We start from the raw sequence: 19114 nt of genomic DNA, 5'->3' as shown, positions 1-19114 counted from the left end.
TTCCCAACCTGCCCGGACAAGTAAACGTGCTGAAACACGTGGCGCGAGGGAAAAGTCTTCATGAATTACGAAACGGTTCTATTGGACATATCGGACGGTCTGGCGGTTCTGACCCTGAACAGACCGGACAAGATGAACGCGCTGACCACTCGGATGCGGGCAGAGATTACCCACGCGATGAAAGACGCCGCGGTTAAAGCGCGCTGTATCGTTATCACCGGCGCGGGGCCGGCGTTTTGTTCCGGGCAGGATCTGGGGGATGCATCATCGACCGGCAAGATCGATCTGGAACGATCATTGCGCGACGAGTACGAGCCGATGCTGGAAGCCATCCACAGCTGTCCGGTTCCGACGATCGCTGCTGTAAACGGACCTGCTGCGGGGGCAGGGGCCAACCTTGCGCTGTGTGCGGATGTGGTTATTGCAACGGAGAGTGCGTACTTCCTGCAGGCGTTTGCACGTATCGGCTTGCTGCCCGATGCCGGGGGCACCTGGTTCATGCCGCGCCAGATGGGCTTGGCCAAAGCGATGGGGGCGGCCTTGTTTGCTGACAAGATCAGCGCCCGGCAGGCCGAAGAATGGGGCATGATCTGGGAAGCTGTGCCCGATGATACGTTTGCCGCACATTGGCACAAAAGGGCAGAATATCTGGCCAAAGGTCCAACGGCGGCCTATGGCGCGATCAAACGTGCCATTCGCGGGACGTACGAAAACACATTGCAGCAGCAGCTTGCGACCGAGGCGCATCTTCAAGGTGAATGTGGCCGGTCGCGGGATTTTGCTGAAGGTGTAGTGGCGTTCATGGAAAAACGCCCTCCGAAATTCGAAGGGCGTTGATAAGCGTCAGGCGCGGCGGCGACGACGCGTACGGCGTTCGGGGCCCGCGTCGTCCTCGGTTCCGTCGGAAGCCGACGAAAACGGCCCCAATGCCTCGGTGATCTGATCCAGTGTCGGGCGCTCGCCGCGCGAAGTGGTATCCAGCGCTTCGCGCATTTTGCGCAGATGATCGGGCATGGTGCCGCAGCACCCGCCAATGATTGTGGCGCCCGAATCCCGCGCCATGGCAGCATACCGACCCATCAGTTCGGGTGTCCCGTCATAGTGGATATGGCCATCCACGTATTTCGGAATGCCCGCATTGCCCTTTGAGATCAGCGGGCGCTCGGTGCCTTGCGCAGCAAAACCCAGAACCGTGCGCAGGATATCCGACGCGCCGGTACCACAATTGGCCCCAAAAGCGATCGGTGGGTTTGGCAAGGTTTCAACCAAAAGCGCAAGATCGGCCGAGGTGACACCCATCATTGTGCGCCCGGCCGTGTCAAAGCTCATCGTGCCGCACCAGGGCATGTCGGCCAGTGCAAAGGCCTCGGCTGCCGCGCGGAACTCCTCGGGCGCGCTGATGGTTTCTACCCAAAGAACGTCAACCCCGCCCGCTTTCAAAGCCTCGGCCTGTTCATGAAACATTTCAACCGCTTCGGAATGCGACAGGCTGCCGACCGGCTCCATAATCTCGCCGGTGGGTCCAACCGATCCGGCCACGACAACAGGGCGCCCGGCTTTGTCTGCGACTTCACGTCCAAGTTCTGCGCCGATACGGTTTAGCTCGCCCACGCGGTTCTGCGCATCATGCAGTTTCAGACGCGCCGCAGTGCCTCCAAACGTATTGGTCAGAAACAGGTCGCTGCCCGCATCGACTGACCCCTGATACAGCGCCCTGATCTTGTCCGGAGCATCCACGTTCCACAGCTCAGGTGCATCACCTGATTGCAGACCCATGTTAAATAAGTTGGTCCCCGTTGCACCGTCCGCAAGGATGGCGTCTTTGGTGTCCAGAAGTTTGCTCAGCGCGTTTGTCATAGGGTTATTCCAGAAAAAGCGTATAAACGCTGCAAAAAAACAGAGACGCCCCATGTCTCATGACCAGGGCGTCAAATCAAATTCATAAAACTCATGAAGATCATGAGTTTTGCATTTCAGGCAATCAATGCTCGCCTTCCGCCATCACCTGTTCTTTGGCCTCAACCAGAAGCTCGGCCATTTTCGAACGGATCGTGGCTTCATCTGCAAGATCACCCAAGTAGGCTTTGACTGCCTCGACAACATCGTCCTCGCCGACATGCTGCAGGTCGGTATGAACCAGTTCCTGGCCGTATTTCCGTGCCTGTTCAACAGTTTCGCCCTTCAGCGCAGACGCCCAGACAGCCATAAAGCGGTTGCGGCGCATCCGTGCGATGAACTGCATCTTTTCGTCATGGGCGAATTTGCTTTCAAACGCGGCTTCACGTTCGTCGAATGTGGTCATTGGTTGGGGACCCCTTGGATTACCGTTTCTCACTGATGATATGACAATAGGACACTCTGGGTGCAAGGTATTTGCGCTGCGTCAAAGGCCCTCGGGGCAGCGAACTTGCGGGAACGCAGGGCTTGCACTATGAGGACGCCAACGTGAAGGGACTCATTCCCTTTCGCCAGTCTGGAAAGGTCGCTTATGGCGCGTCGCAAGAAAATCTACGAAGGCAAGGCCAAAATTCTGTATGAAGGCCCCGAGCCGGGCACCATCGTACAGTATTTCAAGGATGATGCCACCGCGTTCAACGCCGAGAAGAAGGACGTGATTGATGGCAAAGGCGTGCTGAACAACCGTTTGTCCGAGTTCTTCATGACCGGGCTGACCCAGATTGGCATTCCGAACCACTTCATCCGGCGCCTGAATATGCGCGAACAACTGGTGCGCAATTGCGAGATCATTCCGCTGGAAGTGATCGTGCGCAATTACGCGGCGGGTTCGATGTCGAAACGTCTTGGCATTGCCGAAGGGACGCAATTGCCTCGTCCGATCGTTGAATATTGCTTCAAGGATGATGCTTTGGGCGATCCTCTTGTCACTGAGGAACACATCGCCGCGTTTGGCTGGGCCAGCCAGCAGGACATGGACGACATCCTCAGCCTTGCGCTGCGCGTGAACGATTTCCTGAGCGGCGTGATGCTGGCGGTGGGAATCCGTCTGGTTGACTTCAAGATCGAAATTGGGCGCGTGTTTGAAGGCGACTATCAGCGGCTGGTTGTTGCGGACGAAATCAGCCCGGACAGCTGCCGCCTGTGGGATATCAAGACCGGTCAGAAACTGGACAAGGATGTATTCCGCCGCGATCTGGGCAGCCTGACAGATGCCTATTCCGAGGTCGCCCGAAGGCTGGGTGTGCTGCCTGCCAGCAATGTCACCAAGCCGACGCTGATCAACTAAACACTCCTTCTCAGCAGCGCCGCCCCCTCAGGGCGGCGTTTTGCCTTTGCCATGTTGTTGGCAGAGCAGGGTGTTTGCGTGTGGCCGGGCTGTTTGATCAGGTGACTATTCCGAAGTTTCCAGCTGCTGCGCCAACAAAACTACTCAGGTCCAACTGACGGCGCAGGATCGTCACTCGCCTGCGGCAAACTGCGTTTGAAACAGGGTTGTCGAAACCCATCAGGCGCGCTATCCCCCGCGCAACGAAATGGGCCTTGTATGCGGCCCACAGTTGGAGTTGCCAAAATGAAAGCACGGGTTCATGTGATGCTCAAGAACGGGGTGCTGGACCCGCAGGGCGAAGCAGTACGGCACGCATTGGGTGCAATGGGCTTTGATCAGGTCGAAGGCGTACGTCAGGGCAAAGTCATCGATCTTGAGCTTGCCGATGGCGCGACCGAGGCAGACGTGACCGAGATGTGCGAAAAGCTTTTGGCCAACACCGTCATCGAACGCTACGAGATCGAACTGGTCTGATTAATGCGGGCCGCGCGTCTGATCACCTATCGTCAACCGCTTGAGGTGTCGACGATCCCCGACCCGGTTCCCACCGAAGACGGTGTTGTGGTGCGGGTGCTGGCTTGCGGCGTGTGCCGGTCCGACTGGCACGCCTGGTCGGGCTCAGACCCCGACGTTGTCCTGCCCATGACACCCGGCCACGAGTTTTGCGGCGAGGTGGTCTCGGTCGGAACGCGCGTCACACGGTGGCGTGTCGGGGACCGGGTGATTGCGCCCTTCATCCTAGCCTGTGGGCATTGTCCGGACTGCGCGCAGGGTCATCAGACAATCTGCCCGAACCAGGTCGTGCCCGGCTTTACCTGTGACGGGGCTTTTGCTGAATATGTTGCCGTGGCTCATGCCGATGCCAACCTGACATCCTTGCCAGACAGCATCGCGCCTGAAATCGCCGCCGCATTGGGGTGTCGCGTAACCACGGCCTGGCAGGCGCTTGTTGGCCGGGCGCAGGTGCAGGGTGGTGAGTGGATTGCTGTCTTTGGCGGCGGCGGTGTCGGAATATCAACGCTTCTTCTGGGCAAGGCGCTTGGCGCGCGTGTAATCGTTGTCGATATCGCCGAAGACAAGCTGGCCTATGCCAAAACTCTGGGCGCCGATGCGGTGGTCAACGCCGCAACATGTGATGCCCCACAGGCGGTGAAAGACATCACCGGTGGCGGTGCCCATGTTGCGATCGAGGCGCTTGGCGTCGAAGCCACGACCGTTTCCGCCATGCGATCCCTGCGTAAAATGGGTCGCATGGTGCAAATCGGAATGCCCGCAGGGGACCATGCGCAGATGTCGCTGCCGATGGATGTGCTCTATTCTGGTCAGCTCTCCGTGTTTGGCACCCGTGGGATGCCAAGCTGGCGCTATCCGTCGCTGTTGTCGCTGATCGCGGGTCAAGGGGTCGACCTGAGCCCGCTGGTGACCCGGAAAATAACCCTGAACCAGGTAAGCGCCGAGCTTGCCGCTTTTGACCATCCAACGCCTCCGGGTGTTGCGGTTGTCACAGATTTTGTCTCGTAGGAGGGCCCGCCATGCGCGCAGCCGTAATCGTATTCCCCGGATCCAACTGTGACCGAGATCTTGCCGTCGCCTTTGAGCAGGCCGGTTTTCAGGTCGATATGGTCTGGCACAAAGACGCGGCTTTGCCCGAAGGTATTGATATCGTGGGTGTGCCGGGCGGGTTCTCTTACGGAGACTACCTGCGGTGCGGCGCAATCGCTGCGCAATCGCCGATTTGCAAGGCCGTCGTCGAACACACGCAGCGCGGCGGTTATACCGTCGGAATTTGCAACGGTTTTCAGGTTCTGACGGAAACCGGCATTTTGCCGGGCGCCTTGCTGCGCAATGCCGGGCTGAAATACATCTGCAAGACCGTTGGCCTAAGGGTTGAAACCAGCGACAGCGCGTTTACCAGCGGTTACAACGCAGGCGATGTGATCGGTATTCCGATTGCGCACCACGATGGCAACTATTTTGCGGATGACACGACACTGGCCGCTTTGAAAGATCAGGACCGGATCGCGTTTACCTATGCCGAAAACCCGAACGGCTCGGTCGGGGATATCGCCGGGATCCTGTCGGAAAACCGCCGCGTGCTTGGAATGATGCCGCACCCCGAACGCGCAGCAGATCAGGGCCATGGCGGCACAGATGGGGTGGCGTTGTTCCGCGCATTGTCAGGTGTGTTTGAAGCGGCGTGACTTGAGGTCTCGCCCGCCGGGGCGTAACCTTTCGCCATGAACCCCGAAGTTCGATCTGGCTGGTCAAATATGTTGAAACCGTTTCGTGGTGCACCGCTGGGCTGGCGGTTGCGGCTGGCGGTTCTTGTTCTGCTGGTCGCGACAATTGCAACGGTGTGGGTCACGAACCGGCTGTTGACCGACAGGTTCACCGAATCCACGCGCAACCGGGCGGAACTGCGGCTGACGCTGTATTCGGGCAACTTGCTGAGTGAACTGCGCCGCAACTCGATTGTTCCGCAATTGCTTGCCCGCGACCCGACGTTGATTTCGGCATTGCAGTCAGGCGATTACACCCTGTCGACACAGCGCCTTATTTCATTCGTGGAAGAGATCGGCGCGGCCTCACTGGTATTGCTGGACAGCGACGGGCGCACAGTTGCCGCGACCGACCGGAACAGGTTGGGCGAGGGGCACCGGAACACGCCCTATTTTGTGGATGCGATCCGCTCGAACGCGACGATCTTCTCTGTTATTCCCAAGGACGCAGGCGGATACAGCTTTGTGTATTCGCGCCGGTTGGAGAACGGGGCGGAGTTTCTGGGGGTGATCGTCGTCGAGGTTGACCTGCAAAAGTTCGAACGCGCTTGGGCAGGTATCTCGGATGCGGTGATGGTTACCGACAGCACCGGCAACATCATTTTGTCCACGGAACCCCGCTGGCGCGGGCTGGATGAGAACACGGCGATGCTGCGCCAACCGCCACAAGGGGCGATCCAGCGCGCGATCCGGGCAACAACCGATTGGACCGCGCTGCCGCCTGATGCCTATCTTCAGGGCGAAGCGGTGATGCGGATCGAGACGCGCATTCCGTTCCGCGGCTGGCAGATGACCTCGTTCACGACCTATGCCTCGATCCGGGAAAAGGTGAACAGCGTTCTGGCGCTGGAAATCATGGGATTTGCGATTCTTCTGGCGCTCGCGTTCTATGCGTTGAGCCGCCGTGCCACGTTGCGCATGACCCTGTTCCAGCGCGAGTCGGCAGAGCTTCGCGCATTGAACGCGCGGCTGCAGCGGGAAATCGCTGAACGTGAACGGGTTGAAAAGACGCTGGATTTGGCGGAACAGACGCTTGCGCAAAGCTCGAAACTGGCCGCCCTTGGCGAGATGTCGGCCGCGGTCAGTCATGAGTTGAACCAGCCACTGGCGGCAATGAAAACCTATCTGGCCGGGGCCCGCCTGTTGCTGCGCCGCAACCGCCCGGAAGAGGCCCTTGCCAGCTTTGGTCGCATCGATGGTCTGATCGAACGGATGGGCGCAATTACCCGGCAGCTGAAGTCTTATGCACGCAAGGGGGCAGATGCGTTTTCACCAGTAAATCTTGGTGAAGCGCTGGCCTCATCCCTGTCGATGATGGAGCCTCAACTGCGTCAGCGACACGTGAAGATCACACAGATCGTACCAGAGGAACCCGTGATCGTGATGGGGGACCGAATGCGCATCGAGCAGGTCATGGTCAACCTCTTGCGAAACGCACTGGACGCCACCAAATCAGTGGCGGAGCCGGATGTGGAAATCATCCTGGCAGCGGGTGACACGGCTGTGCTGACCGTACGCGACAACGGGCACGGAATCGAGGATATCGAAAACCTGTTCGAGCCGTTCTACACAACCAAACAGCCCGGAGACGGTGTTGGTCTGGGGCTTGCCATCTCGTCGGGGATCGTGAACGACCATGGGGGACGGCTGACTGCACGCAACGGCCAATATGGCGGTGCGGTGTTTGAAATGCAGTTGCCTGCATTGGGAAGCGACGGCCTTGAAGCCGCGGAATAACGAGGAATGACTATGGCACAAGCCATGAAAATTGCCATTGTTGACGATGAACAGGACATGCGCCAATCGATCAGCCAGTGGCTCGCTTTGTCCGGCTATGACACGGAAACCTTCGCCAGCGCGGAAGATGCGCTCAAGGTGTTGGGTCCGGATTATCCGGGGATAGTGATTTCGGACATCAAGATGCCCGGAATGGACGGCATTCAGCTTCTCAAAAAGCTGATGGGCGCTGACAGCACGTTGCCCGTGATCATGATCACCGGTCACGGCGATGTTCCGATGGCTGTCGAGGCGATGCGTGTCGGTGCATTCGACTTCCTTGAAAAACCCTTCAATCCCGACCGCATGTCGGAACTGGCCAAAAGGGCCAGCAATGCGCGGCGTCTGACGCTGGACAACCGCGCGCTGCGCCGGGAATTGTCCGGCGGCACCCAGATCATGAACAAGCTGATCGGCGCCAGCCCGGTTATGGAACGTCTGCGCGAGGATATCCTCGATCTGGGTCAGGCGGATGGCCATGTGCTGATCGACGGAGAGACAGGGACCGGAAAGACGCTTGTTGCACATGCCTTGCACGCGGTTGGCAGCCGTGCCGGTAAGAAGTTCGTGCTGGTGTCCTGCGCGGCGCTCGAGGAAGACGCGCTGGCCAAACGTCTGTTTGGGCCGATGATGCCTGAAGACGCCCAATTGCCCGCCATCGAAGAGGCGCGGGGCGGAACGCTGGTTTTGGAAGATGTCGAAGCGCTCAGCGATTCCCTGCAAGCCAAGCTGCTCAGCGTGATGAACGAGCAGGGCACGCCGGCCGAGACACGCATCGTTGCGATCTCGAACCTGCAAGAGGCCGGAAAAACCTCCGAAGATGTCTTACGGCCGGACCTGTTCTACCGACTGGCCGCCTTGCGCATCACCATGCCGCCCCTGCGCCAGAGGGGCGAGGATATTCTGACCCTGTTTACCCGTCTGAGCGAGCAGTTCGCCGAAGAATACGGCTGTGATGCGCCTCAGGTAAGTGCTCAGGAAGCGGCGCAGCTATTACAGGCACCCTGGCCGGGGAACGTACGTCAGTTGATCAATATTGCCGAACGCGCGGTGCTGCAATCGCGCCGCGGGTCCGGAACAATCGCCTCGCTGTTGATGTCAGATCACGAGGAAATGCAGCCGGTCATGACCACCGAAGGCAAGCCGCTGAAGGAATATGTCGAAGCCTTTGAACGGATGCTGATCGACAACACGATGCGGCGGCACAAAGGCTCGATCGCGTCTGTGATGGATGAGCTGTGCCTGCCGCGCCGGACGCTGAATGAAAAGATGGCCAAATACGGCCTCCAGCGGTCGGACTATCTGTAAACTTTGTGGCGGGGGCTCTGCCCCCGTCGCCTTTGGCGACTCCCCCGGGATATTTTTGGCCAGATGAAGGCGATCCCGCACGCCGTCGCAGGGGCGGTGCAGTTTGCCCATTGTCTTTTCCACAGGACTGCTTTTATTGTGTCCGGACGGGCCGGGCCAGTTTTGTGTCCATAAGCCCCGAATCATTGAGTTTCGCTGCTTTGCTGATGGTGATGACGGATTGTTCGCCGCAAAGCAGACCGATTGTGCCTCATTTGGGGCAATGTAGTACCTGAGTCCGACATGTCGGGCGAAAGGAATAATGGGCAGGCGGCGGCGCGAACCGTGCCTGTCGGAGAAGAACCGCGATGACGCGCGCGCAACGATTGAGTGACCGGGCAGGGGGCCACAGCGCCAGACCCTGCCGCGCGCCGTCCAATATCGCCCTGACAAGACACCTCCCCAAATGTGCCTGTCCACCTGGACGGGTCAGGACAACGCGTTTGGCGCGGTGCACCAAGGACACATGGCTAAGAAAATGCTTATCGATGCCACCCACGCGGAGGAAACCCGCGTCGTGGTGGTCGACGGAAACAAGGTCGAGGAGTTCGATTTTGAATCCGAAAACAAGCGCCAGCTTGCTGGCAACATCTATCTTGCAAAAGTAACACGGGTTGAGCCGTCGCTTCAGGCGGCCTTTGTGGATTATGGCGGGAACCGGCACGGCTTCCTGGCGTTTTCGGAGATTCACCCGGACTATTACCAGATCCCAATCGCCGACCGCGAGGCGTTGATGGAGGAAGAGCGCGCCTATGCCGAGGCCATGAAGGCACGGGATGAGGCTGACGAGGGCAAGCCAAAAAAGCGGCGTTCTCGGTCCCGATCAAAGGCCGCGGATCTGAAGTCGGACGATTTGGTCGAAACGATGGAAGTTTCGACCGAGCCGACCGGTATGGAAACCATCGATTTTGACGACAGTGATGAAGCGGACATGGAGGTGCCCGAGGGGACATCGCCAATGGAAGTCGTCGCTGAAACACCTGTTGAGGAGCCTGAGGACAACGAAGCGCCGGAAGCTGTGTCAGATGACACTGCAGAGGAAACGGCTTCGGAAGACGAGGCTGAGGTTGAAACGGTTGAGGCTTCACAAGACGACGCAGCAGGGGATTCTGATGACGCGGCGGATGTTTCAAGCGCTGACGATGGCGATGAAGCGTCTGGATTGTCTGAAGATGACCAGGACGCAGATGATGGCGACGCGGATGAAGAACACGCAGACGCCGCCGCGAAAGATGACACGATTGAATCCGTGGCCGAGGAAGACGACAGCGAAGACATCCGCCCTCCGCGCAAGCCACGCCCGCGCCGGTACAAGATTCAGGAAGTGATCAAAGTGCGCCAGGTTTTGCTGGTGCAGGTCGTCAAGGAAGAGCGCGGCAACAAAGGGGCGGCCCTGACGACATATCTGTCGCTGGCCGGTCGCTATTGTGTTTTGATGCCAAACACCGCCCGTGGCGGTGGGATCAGTCGCAAGATCACCAACGCGGTTGACCGCAAGAAACTGAAAGAAATCGCCGCGGATATTGATGTGCCGACAGGGGCGGGTTTGATCATCCGGACTGCGGGCGCGAAGCGCACCAAGTCGGAAATCAAGCGCGACTATGAATACCTGCAACGCCTGTGGGAGCAGATCCGAGCATTGACCCTGGAATCCATCGCACCTGCGAAGATCTATGAAGAAGGCGATCTGATCAAACGGTCGATCCGGGACCTTTATAACCGCGATATCGATGAGGTTCTGGTCGAGGGCGAGGGCGGATACCGCATCGCCAAAGACTTCATGAAGATGATCATGCCGTCGCACGCCAAGAATGTGAAACGGTACGAGGACGCGCTGCCGCTGTTTGCACGCTATCAGGTGGAAAGCTACCTGGCGGGGATGTTCAACCCGACTGTTCAGCTGAAATCTGGCGGGTATATCGTGATCGGCGTGACCGAAGCGCTGGTGGCGATCGACGTGAACTCGGGCCGGGCCACGAAAGAAGGCTCGATCGAGGAAACGGCGCTGAAAACCAACCTGGAGGCTGCGGAAGAAGTGGCCCGCCAGTTGCGTCTGCGTGACCTTGCCGGTCTGATTGTCATCGATTTCATCGATATGGACGAGCGCAAGAACAATGCGTCCGTTGAAAAGCGTCTGAAGGACAAGTTGAAAACCGACCGTGCCCGCATTCAGGTCGGCCGGATTTCAGGTTTTGGCCTGCTCGAGATGAGCCGTCAGAGGCTGCGCCCCGGTATGATCGAGGCGACCACGCAGCCATGCCCGGCATGCCACGGCACCGGCCTGATCCGTTCGGACGACAACATGGCACTGTCGATCCTGCGTCAGATCGAAGAGGAAGGCACCCGCCGCCGCTCACGCGAGGTTCTGGTGCGCTGCCCGGTCAGTATCGCGAACTTCCTGATGAACCAGAAGCGCGAGCATATTGCACAGATCGAATCGCGCTATGGCCTGTCTGTACGGATCGAAGGCGATGTGCATCTGGTCAGCCCGGATTTCTCGATGGAGAAATTCAAGACCGCCAGCCGCATTGTTCCCGAAGCGACAGCACCTGTCGTGTCGGTCGATGCCTCGCTGATGGATCTGGTCGATTCTTCGGACGAGGAAGAAACCGAAGAGGATATCGCGCCGACCGAAGATGACACCAAACCCAAGCGCAAGCGCCGCCGTCGTCGTCGCAAGAAGGGCGGGGGCAATGGTGACGCGCCGGAACAGGGCGCGGATGACGGTGAAGGGACAGAGCAGGAGGATGCCGCAGGCGAATCCGCTGAAACCGAGACCGCTGTCGAGGCAACCGAAGCCGAAGCGACGGAAGAGGAAAAACCCGCCAAGCCCAAACGCAAGCGCGCTCCGCGCCGTCGTAAGAAAGATGCGGTGGCAGAAGAGGCTTCGGAACAGACAGAAGCAACTGATGCCGATACCGCGGCTGATGCACCGACGGTTGAAGAGGCGGCCTCAGACGCTGAATCCGAACCTGCCGAGGCGGTTGTCGCCGAGCAAAGCGAAGCGGCTGAGGCTGCTGAAGCTAAGCCAGAAGCAACAGAGGTGGCCGAGCAGACTGAGGAAGTCGCGCAAGCTGAAGCGATCGTTGCGATGGAAGAACCTGAAGTTCAATCTGCCGATGAGCCGGTCGAAGACGCGCCCGTGGAAGAAACACCCGTGGCAGCAGAACCTGAACCGGTGCTTGAAACTGTGGCAGATGAACCTGAGCCAGAATCCGACAGGCCCAAACGGCGCGGATGGTGGTCGTTGGGCAACTGATGAAAGGGCGGGCAGATTTGCCCGCCTTTTTTATATCATTAAGTCAGTCGGATTTTTGGATCAGATAGACCTGATGTTCGCCATCCAAATCCTGAGACAGCAATGTGTGGCCAGCTTCGGCGCAAAAATGCGGGACATCGATGATGGCTGCCGGGTCATCAGCCAGTACACGCAACACAGAACCTTGCGGCATGGATTTCAGCCGTTTGCGGGCCTTGAGGACGGGCAGGGGGCAAAGAAGGCCCAGCGCATCCAGCGTATCTGTAATCTCTGACATGATTTTCGGGATAGGGCGTAGTTGTAATATTGTCCAGATTCCAAGCACGAGGATGTGACTCATTGGCCCCGTGACGGACCGCCAATCATCACTTATGTGCTTAGACATGTTCGGAATAGAAATCATAGACGCGGGGCTGCTGCCCGCCATGTTTGTTGCCCTGCTGGGTGGCCTGATCAGCTTTCTGTCGCCTTGTGTGCTGCCCATCGTGCCGCCCTATCTGGCATATATGAGCGGCGTCACGATCAACGAAATGCAGGATGAGACCCGCGCCCGGCGCAAGGCAACCATGTCAGCGCTGTTCTTTGTGTTGGGCCTGTCGACAGTTTTTCTGCTGTTGGGTTTCACTGCATCTGCCTTCGGGGCGTTTGTGCTGCAAAATCAGGTACTTTTCGCCAAACTGTCCGGTGCCGTTGTCATTGTCTTTGGTCTGCATTTCCTGAACGTCTTCCGCATCCCCTTTCTGGACCGCGAAGCGCGGATCGAAACCGGTGATTCCGGTGGTTCGGTCTTTGGTGCTTATATTCTTGGATTGGCCTTCGCATTCGGCTGGACGCCCTGTATCGGGCCCCAACTGGGCGCGATCCTGTCCCTTGCGGCGACCGAAGCCTCGGTGGCGCGGGGCACGCTGTTGCTGGGTGTCTATGCGGCTGGATTGGGTATTCCGTTCCTGCTCGCAGCCATGTTCCTAAACCGCTCTATGACGGTGATGAACCGGATCAAGCCCTATATGGGTGTGATCGAAAAGGTCATGGGCGGGCTGCTTCTGTTCGTGGGCATCATGCTGGTGACAGGCCTGTTCACCCGCTTCAGCTGGTGGTTGCTGGAAACCTTCCCGGCACTTGCGAATTTCGGCTGAGCGTCTGCCCCCCTTACCTTGACCTAAAGCCTGCGTTAACCTGCGCGGCAGAAGGTAAAGGCATGAGCAGTCAGAGAAATCAGTCACAGGTGCGCAAACGCCGGGTGTTCTACATCCCCGGTTATGACCCGATGCCGCCGCGACGATATCGCGAGCTTTACCGAACCGAGTCGCAAGCGCAGGCCCGGATTTCGGGATATGAGATCGCCATGGCTCCCAAGTCCGCGGAGGGTCTGTTCGGCTGGTCCGTGACGTCCATTCAGGACGGTGCGTCCGTCGAGACTGAAATTGAAGTACTGGTCTGGTCAGACATCGTGCGCGACAGCATGTCCGCGTCGATCCCTGCCACCTATGCGCAGTTGGCCCACACGGCGTGGATATACATTTCGACCGGTGCTTTGTGGCGCCTGATGCGGTTGCGCAAAGGCCCGGTGATTGCGGCGCTCTATCCGGTGGCGATGTTGGTGTCTCAGCTGCTGGTTGCGTTTGCAGTCGTGTGGGCATCCGTGGCGATGGCTGGCTGGTGGGGTCTGTTTCCGGGTATCGCCGTTGCGGTTGCGCTGATGCTGTGGTTCCGCAAGATCGACAACCGGTTGTTTGCCTACTACCTGATGCATGATTACGCCTATTCCGCACAGTTAAAGGGGGAAACTCCGCTAAAACTGAAGGAAAGGCTGGCCGCATTCCGCAAAGCGATTGAAGCCGCGCTGATATCCAGTGTGGATGAGGTTCTGGTGGTGGGCCACAGTTCGGGTGCGCATCTGGGGGTGTCTGTTCTGGCCGACCTGATCCGCGACAGGGCCGTGCCGCAACAGGGGGCAGAGTTGTCGTTCCTCAGCCTGGGGCAGGTGATGCCTATGGTGTCCTTTCTGCCAAAAGCGCATGGCCTTCGGTCCGACCTTCAATTCCTGTCCTCCAGTTCAGCCATCACATGGGTCGATGTCTCGGCCCCCGGGGATGGCTGCGCATTTGCGCTGTGTGATCCGGTGGCCGTTACAGGGGTGGCCAGGCCGGACAAACGCTGGCCGCTTGTCCTGTCGGCGGCCTTTACCCAAACCCTGGCGCCTGAACGTTGGAAAGCCCTGCGCTGGCGGTTTTTCCGGCTGCATTTTCAATACCTTTGCGCATTCGATAAGCCGGGTCCGTACGACTATTTCCGAATTACGGCAGGCCCTTTGACGCTGAAACAGCGGTTCCTTGGGCGCACACCTTCGCGCAGCCGGATTGAGACGCCAGTGTCCAAATACACGTCGGTGCGTCCATGACCCCGCCCAAGCCCCAGCCGCGCGCAGACAAGGTTTCCCTACTGCGTTACCTGAAACTGTTTCGTCAGGATCTGCTGTCTGCACAGCCAGCGCGCCTTTATCGCGCGTGGATGGCCGAATTCAGGACACCCTTCTTCCGGTCCTTCCTGGTCAATGAACCGGACCTGATTGACATCGTCCTCAGGAAAAGCCCCGAAGATTTTCCTAAATCGGGCCGGATCAGCGAAGGCCTGCGCCCCTTGCTTGGAAATTCGGTGTTTCTAACCAATGGAGAGACGTGGAAACGTCAGCGACGCATCATTGACCCGGCATTTGAGGGCGGGCGGCTGAAAGACACGTTTCCCGCCATGCTGGCCGCAGCAGACGCTTGTGTTGAGCGGTTGCGCCCCCATGTCGGCAAACAGATCGAAGTCGAAGAACAGACAAGCCACGCCGCAGCAGATGTGATTTTTCGCACCTTGTTTTCGGTGCCGATCGACCACGCCATAGCCAGCAAGGTGTTTGAAAAGTTCCGCAACTACCAGCGCGAACAACCTCTGCTGAACCTTGCAGCTTTCGTTCCGCTGCCCAAATGGATGCCTCGGTTCCACTCCCGGACGACACGGAAAAACGCCGAAGACATTCGTAACCTGATCACTGACCTGACCCATGAGCGGGCAGAGGCGATCAAGGCCGGAACCGCCCCCGATGATCTGGCAACCAAGATCATGACAACCGCTGACCCTGAAACCGGTCAGTATTTCGGGCCCAAAGAAATGGTCGATCAGGTCGCGATCTTCTTTCTGGCAGGCCATGAAACCAGCGCATCGGCCCTGGCGTGGACATTGTACCTGCTGGCGCTTTATCCCGAATGGCAGGAAAGGATTGCTGACGAAGCTGCCGCTCTGGACAACCCGACCTTTGCCTCGGTTTCCAAACTCAAGATCAGTCGCGACGTGTTTCGCGAGGCACTGCGCCTGTACCCACCGGTTCCCATGATGGTGCGAGAGGCCAAGTGCCCACACCAGTTCCGAAACAGGGACGTTCCCAACGGGTCACAAATCGTCATCAGCCCCTGGCATGTGCACCGTCACGAACGGTTATGGGACGATCCTGATGGCTTTGACCCGACCCGCTGGAACAGTGAAAACGGCAAAACATGCCAGCGTAAGGCATATATCCCATTTTCCGCAGGTCCCCGCGTCTGTACCGGGGCCGGGTTTGCAATGGTCGAAGGGCCGCTGATCCTGTCGATGCTGGTGCGGAATTTCAGATTCGAAACAATCAGCGGCAAAACGCCGGTTCCGGTGGCCCATCTGACAGTTCGATCCAGGGATGGCATATGGTTGCGGCTGGTTGAGCGCTAACAAACTACCATCGGTCCTGACTGTGATGTATGCGGGGGAAGACATCGGAATCATCATTGAACGGGAAAACATTATGGCCAAAGCAGAACAGCGCGCGCAGATGATCAACGGCGCAGGCTTTATCGCGGCATTGGATCAAAGCGGCGGTTCGACCCCGAAAGCTCTGGCGTTGTACGGCGTTGACGCGTCGACCTACAGCTCGGACGCTGAGATGTTCGGCGAAATTCAAAAGATGCGCGCGCGGATCATTCTGGCAAATGACTTCACCAAAGACAAAGTCATCGGTGCGATCCTGTTCGAACGCACCCTTGGTGAAGAGATCGAGGGCCGCAAGGTCGCAGATTACCTCTGGTCGGTCAAAGGCATCGTGCCATTCCTGAAAATCGACAAGGGCCTCGAGGATCAGGCCGACGGCGTTCAGTTGATGAAGCCGATCCCCGGTCTGGCCGATACGCTGGCTAAGGCAGAAGGCGTGTTCGGGACCAAAGAACGTTCGGTCATCCATGAGGCCAATGCCGAAGGCATCGCGGCCGTGGTCGCCCAGCAATTCGACGTTGCCCGTGAAGTGACTGACGCCGGAATGGTTCCGATCGTCGAGCCGGAGGTCAACATTCATTCAGAAACCAAGGCCGAGGCCGAGGACATTCTGAAAGCTGAAATCCTAAAGAACCTCGACCAGCTGGACGAGGGTCAGGAGGTCATGCTGAAGCTGACGATCCCGACACAGGCAAACCTGTATGACGAACTGGCCGACCATCCGCGCGTTCTGCGCGTTGTTGCGCTGTCAGGTGGGTATTCGACCGAAGAGGCCTGCGACCTGTTGGGACAGAACGGCAAAATGATTGCGTCTTTCTCGCGCGCACTGACCGAAGGTCTCTCGAAACAGCAATCGGACGCCGAATTCAACACCGCTTTGGGCGGCAATATCGACAAGATATTCAAAGCCTCTGTCTGATCCTCAGACAGGTTTCGTGAAAGAGCGGCGCAACTGTGCCGCTTTTTTTCTGCTGATACAGCCTTCGGCATGGTCATTGACCAGCCCCATGGCCTGCATGAACGCAAACACCGTCGTGGGGCCAACAAATTTCCAGCCCCGTTTCTTGAGGTCCTTCGACATTGCCACCGACTCGGGCGATGTGGATGCCGATTGTGGCGGCGGCGGGGTTTCCGCCTCATACCGCCAGACATAAGCGGCCAGCGATCCTTCCGACGCCACCAGTTCCTGCGCGCGGCGGGCGTTGTTGATCACCGCCTCGATCTTGCCCCGGTGGCGAATGATCCCATCATTTTGCAGCAGACGTTCAACATCGGCTTCAGAGAACTCAGCCATCTTGTTGAAATCAAACCCGCAAAACGCTTCTCGGAAATTCTCGCGCTTGTTCAGGATCGTGCGCCAGCTAAGACCCGACTGAAAGCTTTCCAGGCACAGTTTCTCGAACAGTCGCCGGTCATCCGAGACCGGAAAGCCCCATTCGGTGTCATGATAGTCAAAGAATTCCGGCGCCGCCTGGCACCAGGAACACCGAGGTTGACCGTCAGGTCCCAATACCGTGCTTCCCATGAGTGTACCCCTTTTGTTCCTTGGGGACGTTACACCCAACAGCCAAGATCTGACAAGCGTTAAACCTTGTCTCGGTACCAGTTCAGAATAAACACGCGAATAGCCGAGGCCAATCCGGTTTCCGGGTCGCGGTCAACATCAATTTGCGCAGCCAGTGCATTGATTGGCTGATCTTTTTCTTTCGCAATGTCGCGAAATGCCCGCCAGAATTCGTCTTCAAGCGAGACTGATGTCCGGTGTCCCTTGAGGGTCAATGAACGTTTTACCGGTCGACCGCTCATTCATCCAGCTCGTGATTGTCAAGGTCACGCTTCTGCTTGCCCTGCTGAAGCCTGACGATTGCTTTCTCGGACTTGGTGCGCCCAAAGGCGACGGCATTCTGATCTGCGCGGGCCTTCTTTTCGGCCCGCGCCTTTTCTTTTCGATACCGGTTCAGGTTGACCGGCTTGCCCATCAGTCTTTCGGGCCGATCATCTGTTCGGGGCGCACAACGGCATCAAAGGTTGCCTCGTCCACAAACCCCAGCGCGATGGCTTCTTCCTTGAGGGTTGTGCCGTTCTTATGCGCGGTCTTGGCGACCGTGGTGGCGTTGTCATAGCCGATGGTCGGGGCCAACGCCGTCACCAGCATCAGCGATTCCTTCATCAGCTTGTCGATGCGCGGCTCATTGGCCTTGATGCCCAGCAACATCCGCTCGGTAAAGCTGTCGGCGGCGTCGCCCAGCAACTGGATCGATTGCAACAGGTTGTAGGACATCATCGGGTTATAGACGTTCAGCTCGAAATGGCCCTGACTGCCTGCAAAATTCATCGCGGCGTTGTTGCCCATCACATGCGCCGCAACCTGTGTCAACGCCTCGGCCTGGGTCGGGTTCACCTTGCCGGGCATGATGGACGAGCCGGGCTCGTTCTCGGGCAGGATCAGTTCGCCAAGCCCCGAACGCGGGCCAGAGCCCAGGAAACGGATGTCGTTGGCGATTTTATAGCAGCTGCCCGCGATGGTCGCCAAAGCCCCGGACATAAAGACCATGGCGTCATGGGCGGCCAGCGCTTCGAACTTGTTCGGCGCGGTCACGAAGGGCAGGCCGGTGATCTGCGCCATATGGCCCGCAACCGCTTCGCCCCAACCGTTTTGGGTGTTCAGGCCGGTGCCTACGGCGGTGCCGCCTTGCGCCAGTTCGTAGATGCCGGGCAGCGCTGCGTGAACGCGTGCAATCCCCTGACGAATCTGGTGGGCATAACCGCTGAATTCCTGCCCCAGTGTCAGAGGCGTTGCATCCTGCGTATGAGTCCGGCCGATCTTGATGATGTCCTTGAACTCATCAGCCTTCTGCTCAAGACCAGAGGCCAGTTTTTCAAGCCCAGGCAGAAGGACGTCACGAACACTCATCGCTGTGGCGATGTGCATCGCGGTGGGAAAGGTGTCATTCGACGACTGACCCATGTTGCAGTGATCGTTCGGATGCACGGGGTCTTTTGAACCGATGACACCGCCCAGAATTTCGATGGCGCGGTTCGCGATGACCTCGTTCGAGTTCATGTTCGACTGGGTGCCGGAACCCGTCTGCCAGACGACCAGCGGAAAGTTGTCGTCAAACTTGCCTTCGATCACCTCACCCGCGGCCTGAATGATGGCATCGGCAATCCTGGCATCCAGTTTTCCGGTCGCCTTGTTCTCCATCGCGCAGGCTTGCTTGATCACGCCCAGCGCACGCACAATGGCAATGGGTTGTTTCTCCCAACCGATCGGGAAGTTCATGATCGAACGCTGCGTTTGCGCGCCCCAATACTTGTCGACAGGAACCTCGAGCGGGCCAAAGCTGTCGGATTCGGTGCGGGTCTGAGACATCTGTCACTCCG

19 protein-coding genes are annotated in these 19114 nt (G+C 58.4%); 12 read left to right on the top strand and 7 right to left on the bottom strand.

The features are described from left to right. The first annotated feature begins 60 nt into the window (after nt 1–60). The gene (locus tag ACR0EK_RS03060; protein ID WP_480553428.1) at nt 61–837 is read left to right on the top strand and encodes an enoyl-CoA hydratase-related protein; all 777 of its coding nucleotides are present in this window, start codon (nt 61–63) and stop codon (nt 835–837) included. A 6-nt stretch (nt 838–843) separates the two neighbouring features. Here the strand turns inward: ACR0EK_RS03060 and bmt are convergent, their stop codons facing one another. After that, complete coding sequence (gene bmt, locus ACR0EK_RS03055) at nt 844–1857, bottom strand: betaine--homocysteine S-methyltransferase (protein WP_267364607.1); 1014 nt, start codon at nt 1855–1857, stop codon at nt 844–846. Nucleotides 1858–1981: 124 nt separating this feature from the next. Continuing rightward, nucleotides 1982–2302: a DUF1476 domain-containing protein gene (locus tag ACR0EK_RS03050; protein WP_267364605.1), complete on the bottom strand. Its 321-nt coding sequence runs from the start codon at nt 2300–2302 to the stop codon at nt 1982–1984. Between the two features lie 186 nt (nt 2303–2488). On the opposite strand from ACR0EK_RS03050, the gene purC reads away from it, so the two are divergent. The 7 genes from purC to ACR0EK_RS03015 all read left to right on the top strand — a co-directional run bounded on the left by purC (nt 2489) and on the right by ACR0EK_RS03015 (nt 11947). Continuing rightward, nucleotides 2489–3244: a phosphoribosylaminoimidazolesuccinocarboxamide synthase gene (gene purC, locus ACR0EK_RS03045; protein ID WP_209504015.1), complete on the top strand. Its 756-nt coding sequence runs from the start codon at nt 2489–2491 to the stop codon at nt 3242–3244. Nucleotides 3245–3529: 285 nt separating this feature from the next. Further along, nucleotides 3530–3760: a phosphoribosylformylglycinamidine synthase subunit PurS gene (gene purS / locus ACR0EK_RS03040; RefSeq protein WP_117872765.1), complete on the top strand. Its 231-nt coding sequence runs from the start codon at nt 3530–3532 to the stop codon at nt 3758–3760. 3 nt (nt 3761–3763) lie between these two features. Next, on the top strand, nt 3764–4807 hold the full coding sequence (locus ACR0EK_RS03035) for a zinc-dependent alcohol dehydrogenase family protein (RefSeq protein WP_480564888.1): 1044 nt from the start codon (nt 3764–3766) through the stop codon (nt 4805–4807). An 11-nt stretch (nt 4808–4818) separates the two neighbouring features. After that, nucleotides 4819–5487, top strand: a complete 669-nt coding sequence (purQ, locus tag ACR0EK_RS03030) for a phosphoribosylformylglycinamidine synthase subunit PurQ (protein WP_480537806.1) — start codon at nt 4819–4821, stop codon at nt 5485–5487. A 69-nt stretch (nt 5488–5556) separates the two neighbouring features. After that, entirely contained in the window at nt 5557–7302 is a 1746-nt protein-coding gene (locus ACR0EK_RS03025) for a sensor histidine kinase (protein ID WP_480481076.1), read from the top strand. A 12-nt stretch (nt 7303–7314) separates the two neighbouring features. Continuing rightward, a complete protein-coding gene (locus ACR0EK_RS03020) occupies nt 7315–8649 on the top strand; it encodes a sigma-54-dependent transcriptional regulator (RefSeq protein ID WP_267364599.1) in 1335 nt (444 codons plus the stop codon). A gap of 505 nt (nt 8650–9154) precedes the next feature. Next, nucleotides 9155–11947, top strand: a complete 2793-nt coding sequence (locus ACR0EK_RS03015; protein ID WP_480564885.1) for an Rne/Rng family ribonuclease — start codon at nt 9155–9157, stop codon at nt 11945–11947. Between the two features lie 43 nt (nt 11948–11990). Here the strand turns inward: ACR0EK_RS03015 and ACR0EK_RS03010 are convergent, their stop codons facing one another. Continuing rightward, nucleotides 11991–12224, bottom strand: coding sequence for a sulfurtransferase TusA family protein (locus tag ACR0EK_RS03010; protein WP_480481072.1), 234 nt, complete (start codon nt 12222–12224; stop codon nt 11991–11993). A gap of 106 nt (nt 12225–12330) precedes the next feature. Here ACR0EK_RS03010 and ACR0EK_RS03005 point away from each other — a divergent pair, with 106 nt between their 5' ends. The 4 genes from ACR0EK_RS03005 to ACR0EK_RS02990 all read left to right on the top strand — a co-directional run bounded on the left by ACR0EK_RS03005 (nt 12331) and on the right by ACR0EK_RS02990 (nt 16649). Next, entirely contained in the window at nt 12331–13083 is a 753-nt protein-coding gene (locus ACR0EK_RS03005) for a cytochrome c biogenesis CcdA family protein (protein ID WP_480537808.1), read from the top strand. Between the two features lie 62 nt (nt 13084–13145). Continuing rightward, complete coding sequence (locus tag ACR0EK_RS03000) at nt 13146–14348, top strand: hypothetical protein (protein ID WP_480505280.1); 1203 nt, start codon at nt 13146–13148, stop codon at nt 14346–14348. Next, the gene (locus tag ACR0EK_RS02995) at nt 14345–15694 is read left to right on the top strand and encodes a cytochrome P450 (RefSeq protein ID WP_480564881.1); all 1350 of its coding nucleotides are present in this window, start codon (nt 14345–14347) and stop codon (nt 15692–15694) included. Before ACR0EK_RS03000 ends, ACR0EK_RS02995 begins: the two co-directional genes overlap by 4 nt. Before the next feature lie 73 nt (nt 15695–15767). Beyond that, nucleotides 15768–16649 carry a fructose bisphosphate aldolase gene (locus tag ACR0EK_RS02990; RefSeq protein WP_480564878.1) on the top strand — a complete coding sequence of 294 codons (882 nt, stop codon included), beginning with the start codon at nt 15768–15770 and terminating at the stop codon, nt 16647–16649. A gap of 3 nt (nt 16650–16652) precedes the next feature. On the opposite strand, the gene ACR0EK_RS02985 is transcribed toward ACR0EK_RS02990, so the two are convergent. From ACR0EK_RS02985 to fumC, 4 genes are read right to left on the bottom strand one after another with little or no spacing between them, the layout of a single operon-like run. Beyond that, a complete protein-coding gene (locus tag ACR0EK_RS02985) occupies nt 16653–17255 on the bottom strand; it encodes a DNA-3-methyladenine glycosylase I (RefSeq protein WP_480564875.1) in 603 nt (200 codons plus the stop codon). A 59-nt stretch (nt 17256–17314) separates the two neighbouring features. After that, nucleotides 17315–17536: a ribbon-helix-helix domain-containing protein gene (locus ACR0EK_RS02980; RefSeq protein ID WP_209504003.1), complete on the bottom strand. Its 222-nt coding sequence runs from the start codon at nt 17534–17536 to the stop codon at nt 17315–17317. Next, entirely contained in the window at nt 17533–17709 is a 177-nt protein-coding gene (locus tag ACR0EK_RS02975) for a DUF4169 family protein (protein WP_480485712.1), read from the bottom strand. The genes ACR0EK_RS02980 and ACR0EK_RS02975 overlap by 4 nt, the downstream gene beginning before the upstream one ends. Continuing rightward, entirely contained in the window at nt 17709–19103 is a 1395-nt protein-coding gene (gene fumC, locus ACR0EK_RS02970) for a class II fumarate hydratase (protein WP_480481058.1), read from the bottom strand. The genes ACR0EK_RS02975 and fumC overlap by 1 nt, the downstream gene beginning before the upstream one ends. Nucleotides 19104–19114: the final 11 nt, after the last annotated feature.

It is taken from the genome of Ruegeria sp. AE4 (assembly GCF_056542185.1).
The sequence above is the reverse complement of the archived record's forward strand: the minus strand, read 5'-3'. Positions and strand labels throughout refer to the sequence as shown.

What these genes read in the sequence shown, in the direction of transcription:
- ACR0EK_RS03060 (WP_480553428.1), top strand. Translation starts at nt 61, where the DNA reads ATGAATTACGAAACGGTTCTATTGGACATATCGGACGGTCTGGCGGTT.
- bmt (WP_267364607.1), bottom strand. Translation starts at nt 1,857, where the DNA reads ATGACAAACGCGCTGAGCAAACTTCTGGACACCAAAGACGCCATCCTT.
- ACR0EK_RS03050 (WP_267364605.1), bottom strand. Translation starts at nt 2,302, where the DNA reads ATGACCACATTCGACGAACGTGAAGCCGCGTTTGAAAGCAAATTCGCC.
- purC (WP_209504015.1), top strand. Translation starts at nt 2,489, where the DNA reads ATGGCGCGTCGCAAGAAAATCTACGAAGGCAAGGCCAAAATTCTGTAT.
- purS (WP_117872765.1), top strand. Translation starts at nt 3,530, where the DNA reads ATGAAAGCACGGGTTCATGTGATGCTCAAGAACGGGGTGCTGGACCCG.
- ACR0EK_RS03035 (WP_480564888.1), top strand. Translation starts at nt 3,764, where the DNA reads ATGCGGGCCGCGCGTCTGATCACCTATCGTCAACCGCTTGAGGTGTCG.
- purQ (WP_480537806.1), top strand. Translation starts at nt 4,819, where the DNA reads ATGCGCGCAGCCGTAATCGTATTCCCCGGATCCAACTGTGACCGAGAT.
- ACR0EK_RS03025 (WP_480481076.1), top strand. Translation starts at nt 5,557, where the DNA reads ATGTTGAAACCGTTTCGTGGTGCACCGCTGGGCTGGCGGTTGCGGCTG.
- ACR0EK_RS03020 (WP_267364599.1), top strand. Translation starts at nt 7,315, where the DNA reads ATGGCACAAGCCATGAAAATTGCCATTGTTGACGATGAACAGGACATG.
- ACR0EK_RS03015 (WP_480564885.1), top strand. Translation starts at nt 9,155, where the DNA reads ATGGCTAAGAAAATGCTTATCGATGCCACCCACGCGGAGGAAACCCGC.
- ACR0EK_RS03010 (WP_480481072.1), bottom strand. Translation starts at nt 12,224, where the DNA reads ATGTCAGAGATTACAGATACGCTGGATGCGCTGGGCCTTCTTTGCCCC.
- ACR0EK_RS03005 (WP_480537808.1), top strand. Translation starts at nt 12,331, where the DNA reads ATGTTCGGAATAGAAATCATAGACGCGGGGCTGCTGCCCGCCATGTTT.
- ACR0EK_RS03000 (WP_480505280.1), top strand. Translation starts at nt 13,146, where the DNA reads ATGAGCAGTCAGAGAAATCAGTCACAGGTGCGCAAACGCCGGGTGTTC.
- ACR0EK_RS02995 (WP_480564881.1), top strand. Translation starts at nt 14,345, where the DNA reads ATGACCCCGCCCAAGCCCCAGCCGCGCGCAGACAAGGTTTCCCTACTG.
- ACR0EK_RS02990 (WP_480564878.1), top strand. Translation starts at nt 15,768, where the DNA reads ATGGCCAAAGCAGAACAGCGCGCGCAGATGATCAACGGCGCAGGCTTT.
- ACR0EK_RS02985 (WP_480564875.1), bottom strand. Translation starts at nt 17,255, where the DNA reads ATGGGAAGCACGGTATTGGGACCTGACGGTCAACCTCGGTGTTCCTGG.
- ACR0EK_RS02980 (WP_209504003.1), bottom strand. Translation starts at nt 17,536, where the DNA reads ATGAGCGGTCGACCGGTAAAACGTTCATTGACCCTCAAGGGACACCGG.
- ACR0EK_RS02975 (WP_480485712.1), bottom strand. Translation starts at nt 17,709, where the DNA reads ATGGGCAAGCCGGTCAACCTGAACCGGTATCGAAAAGAAAAGGCGCGG.
- fumC (WP_480481058.1), bottom strand. Translation starts at nt 19,103, where the DNA reads ATGTCTCAGACCCGCACCGAATCCGACAGCTTTGGCCCGCTCGAGGTT.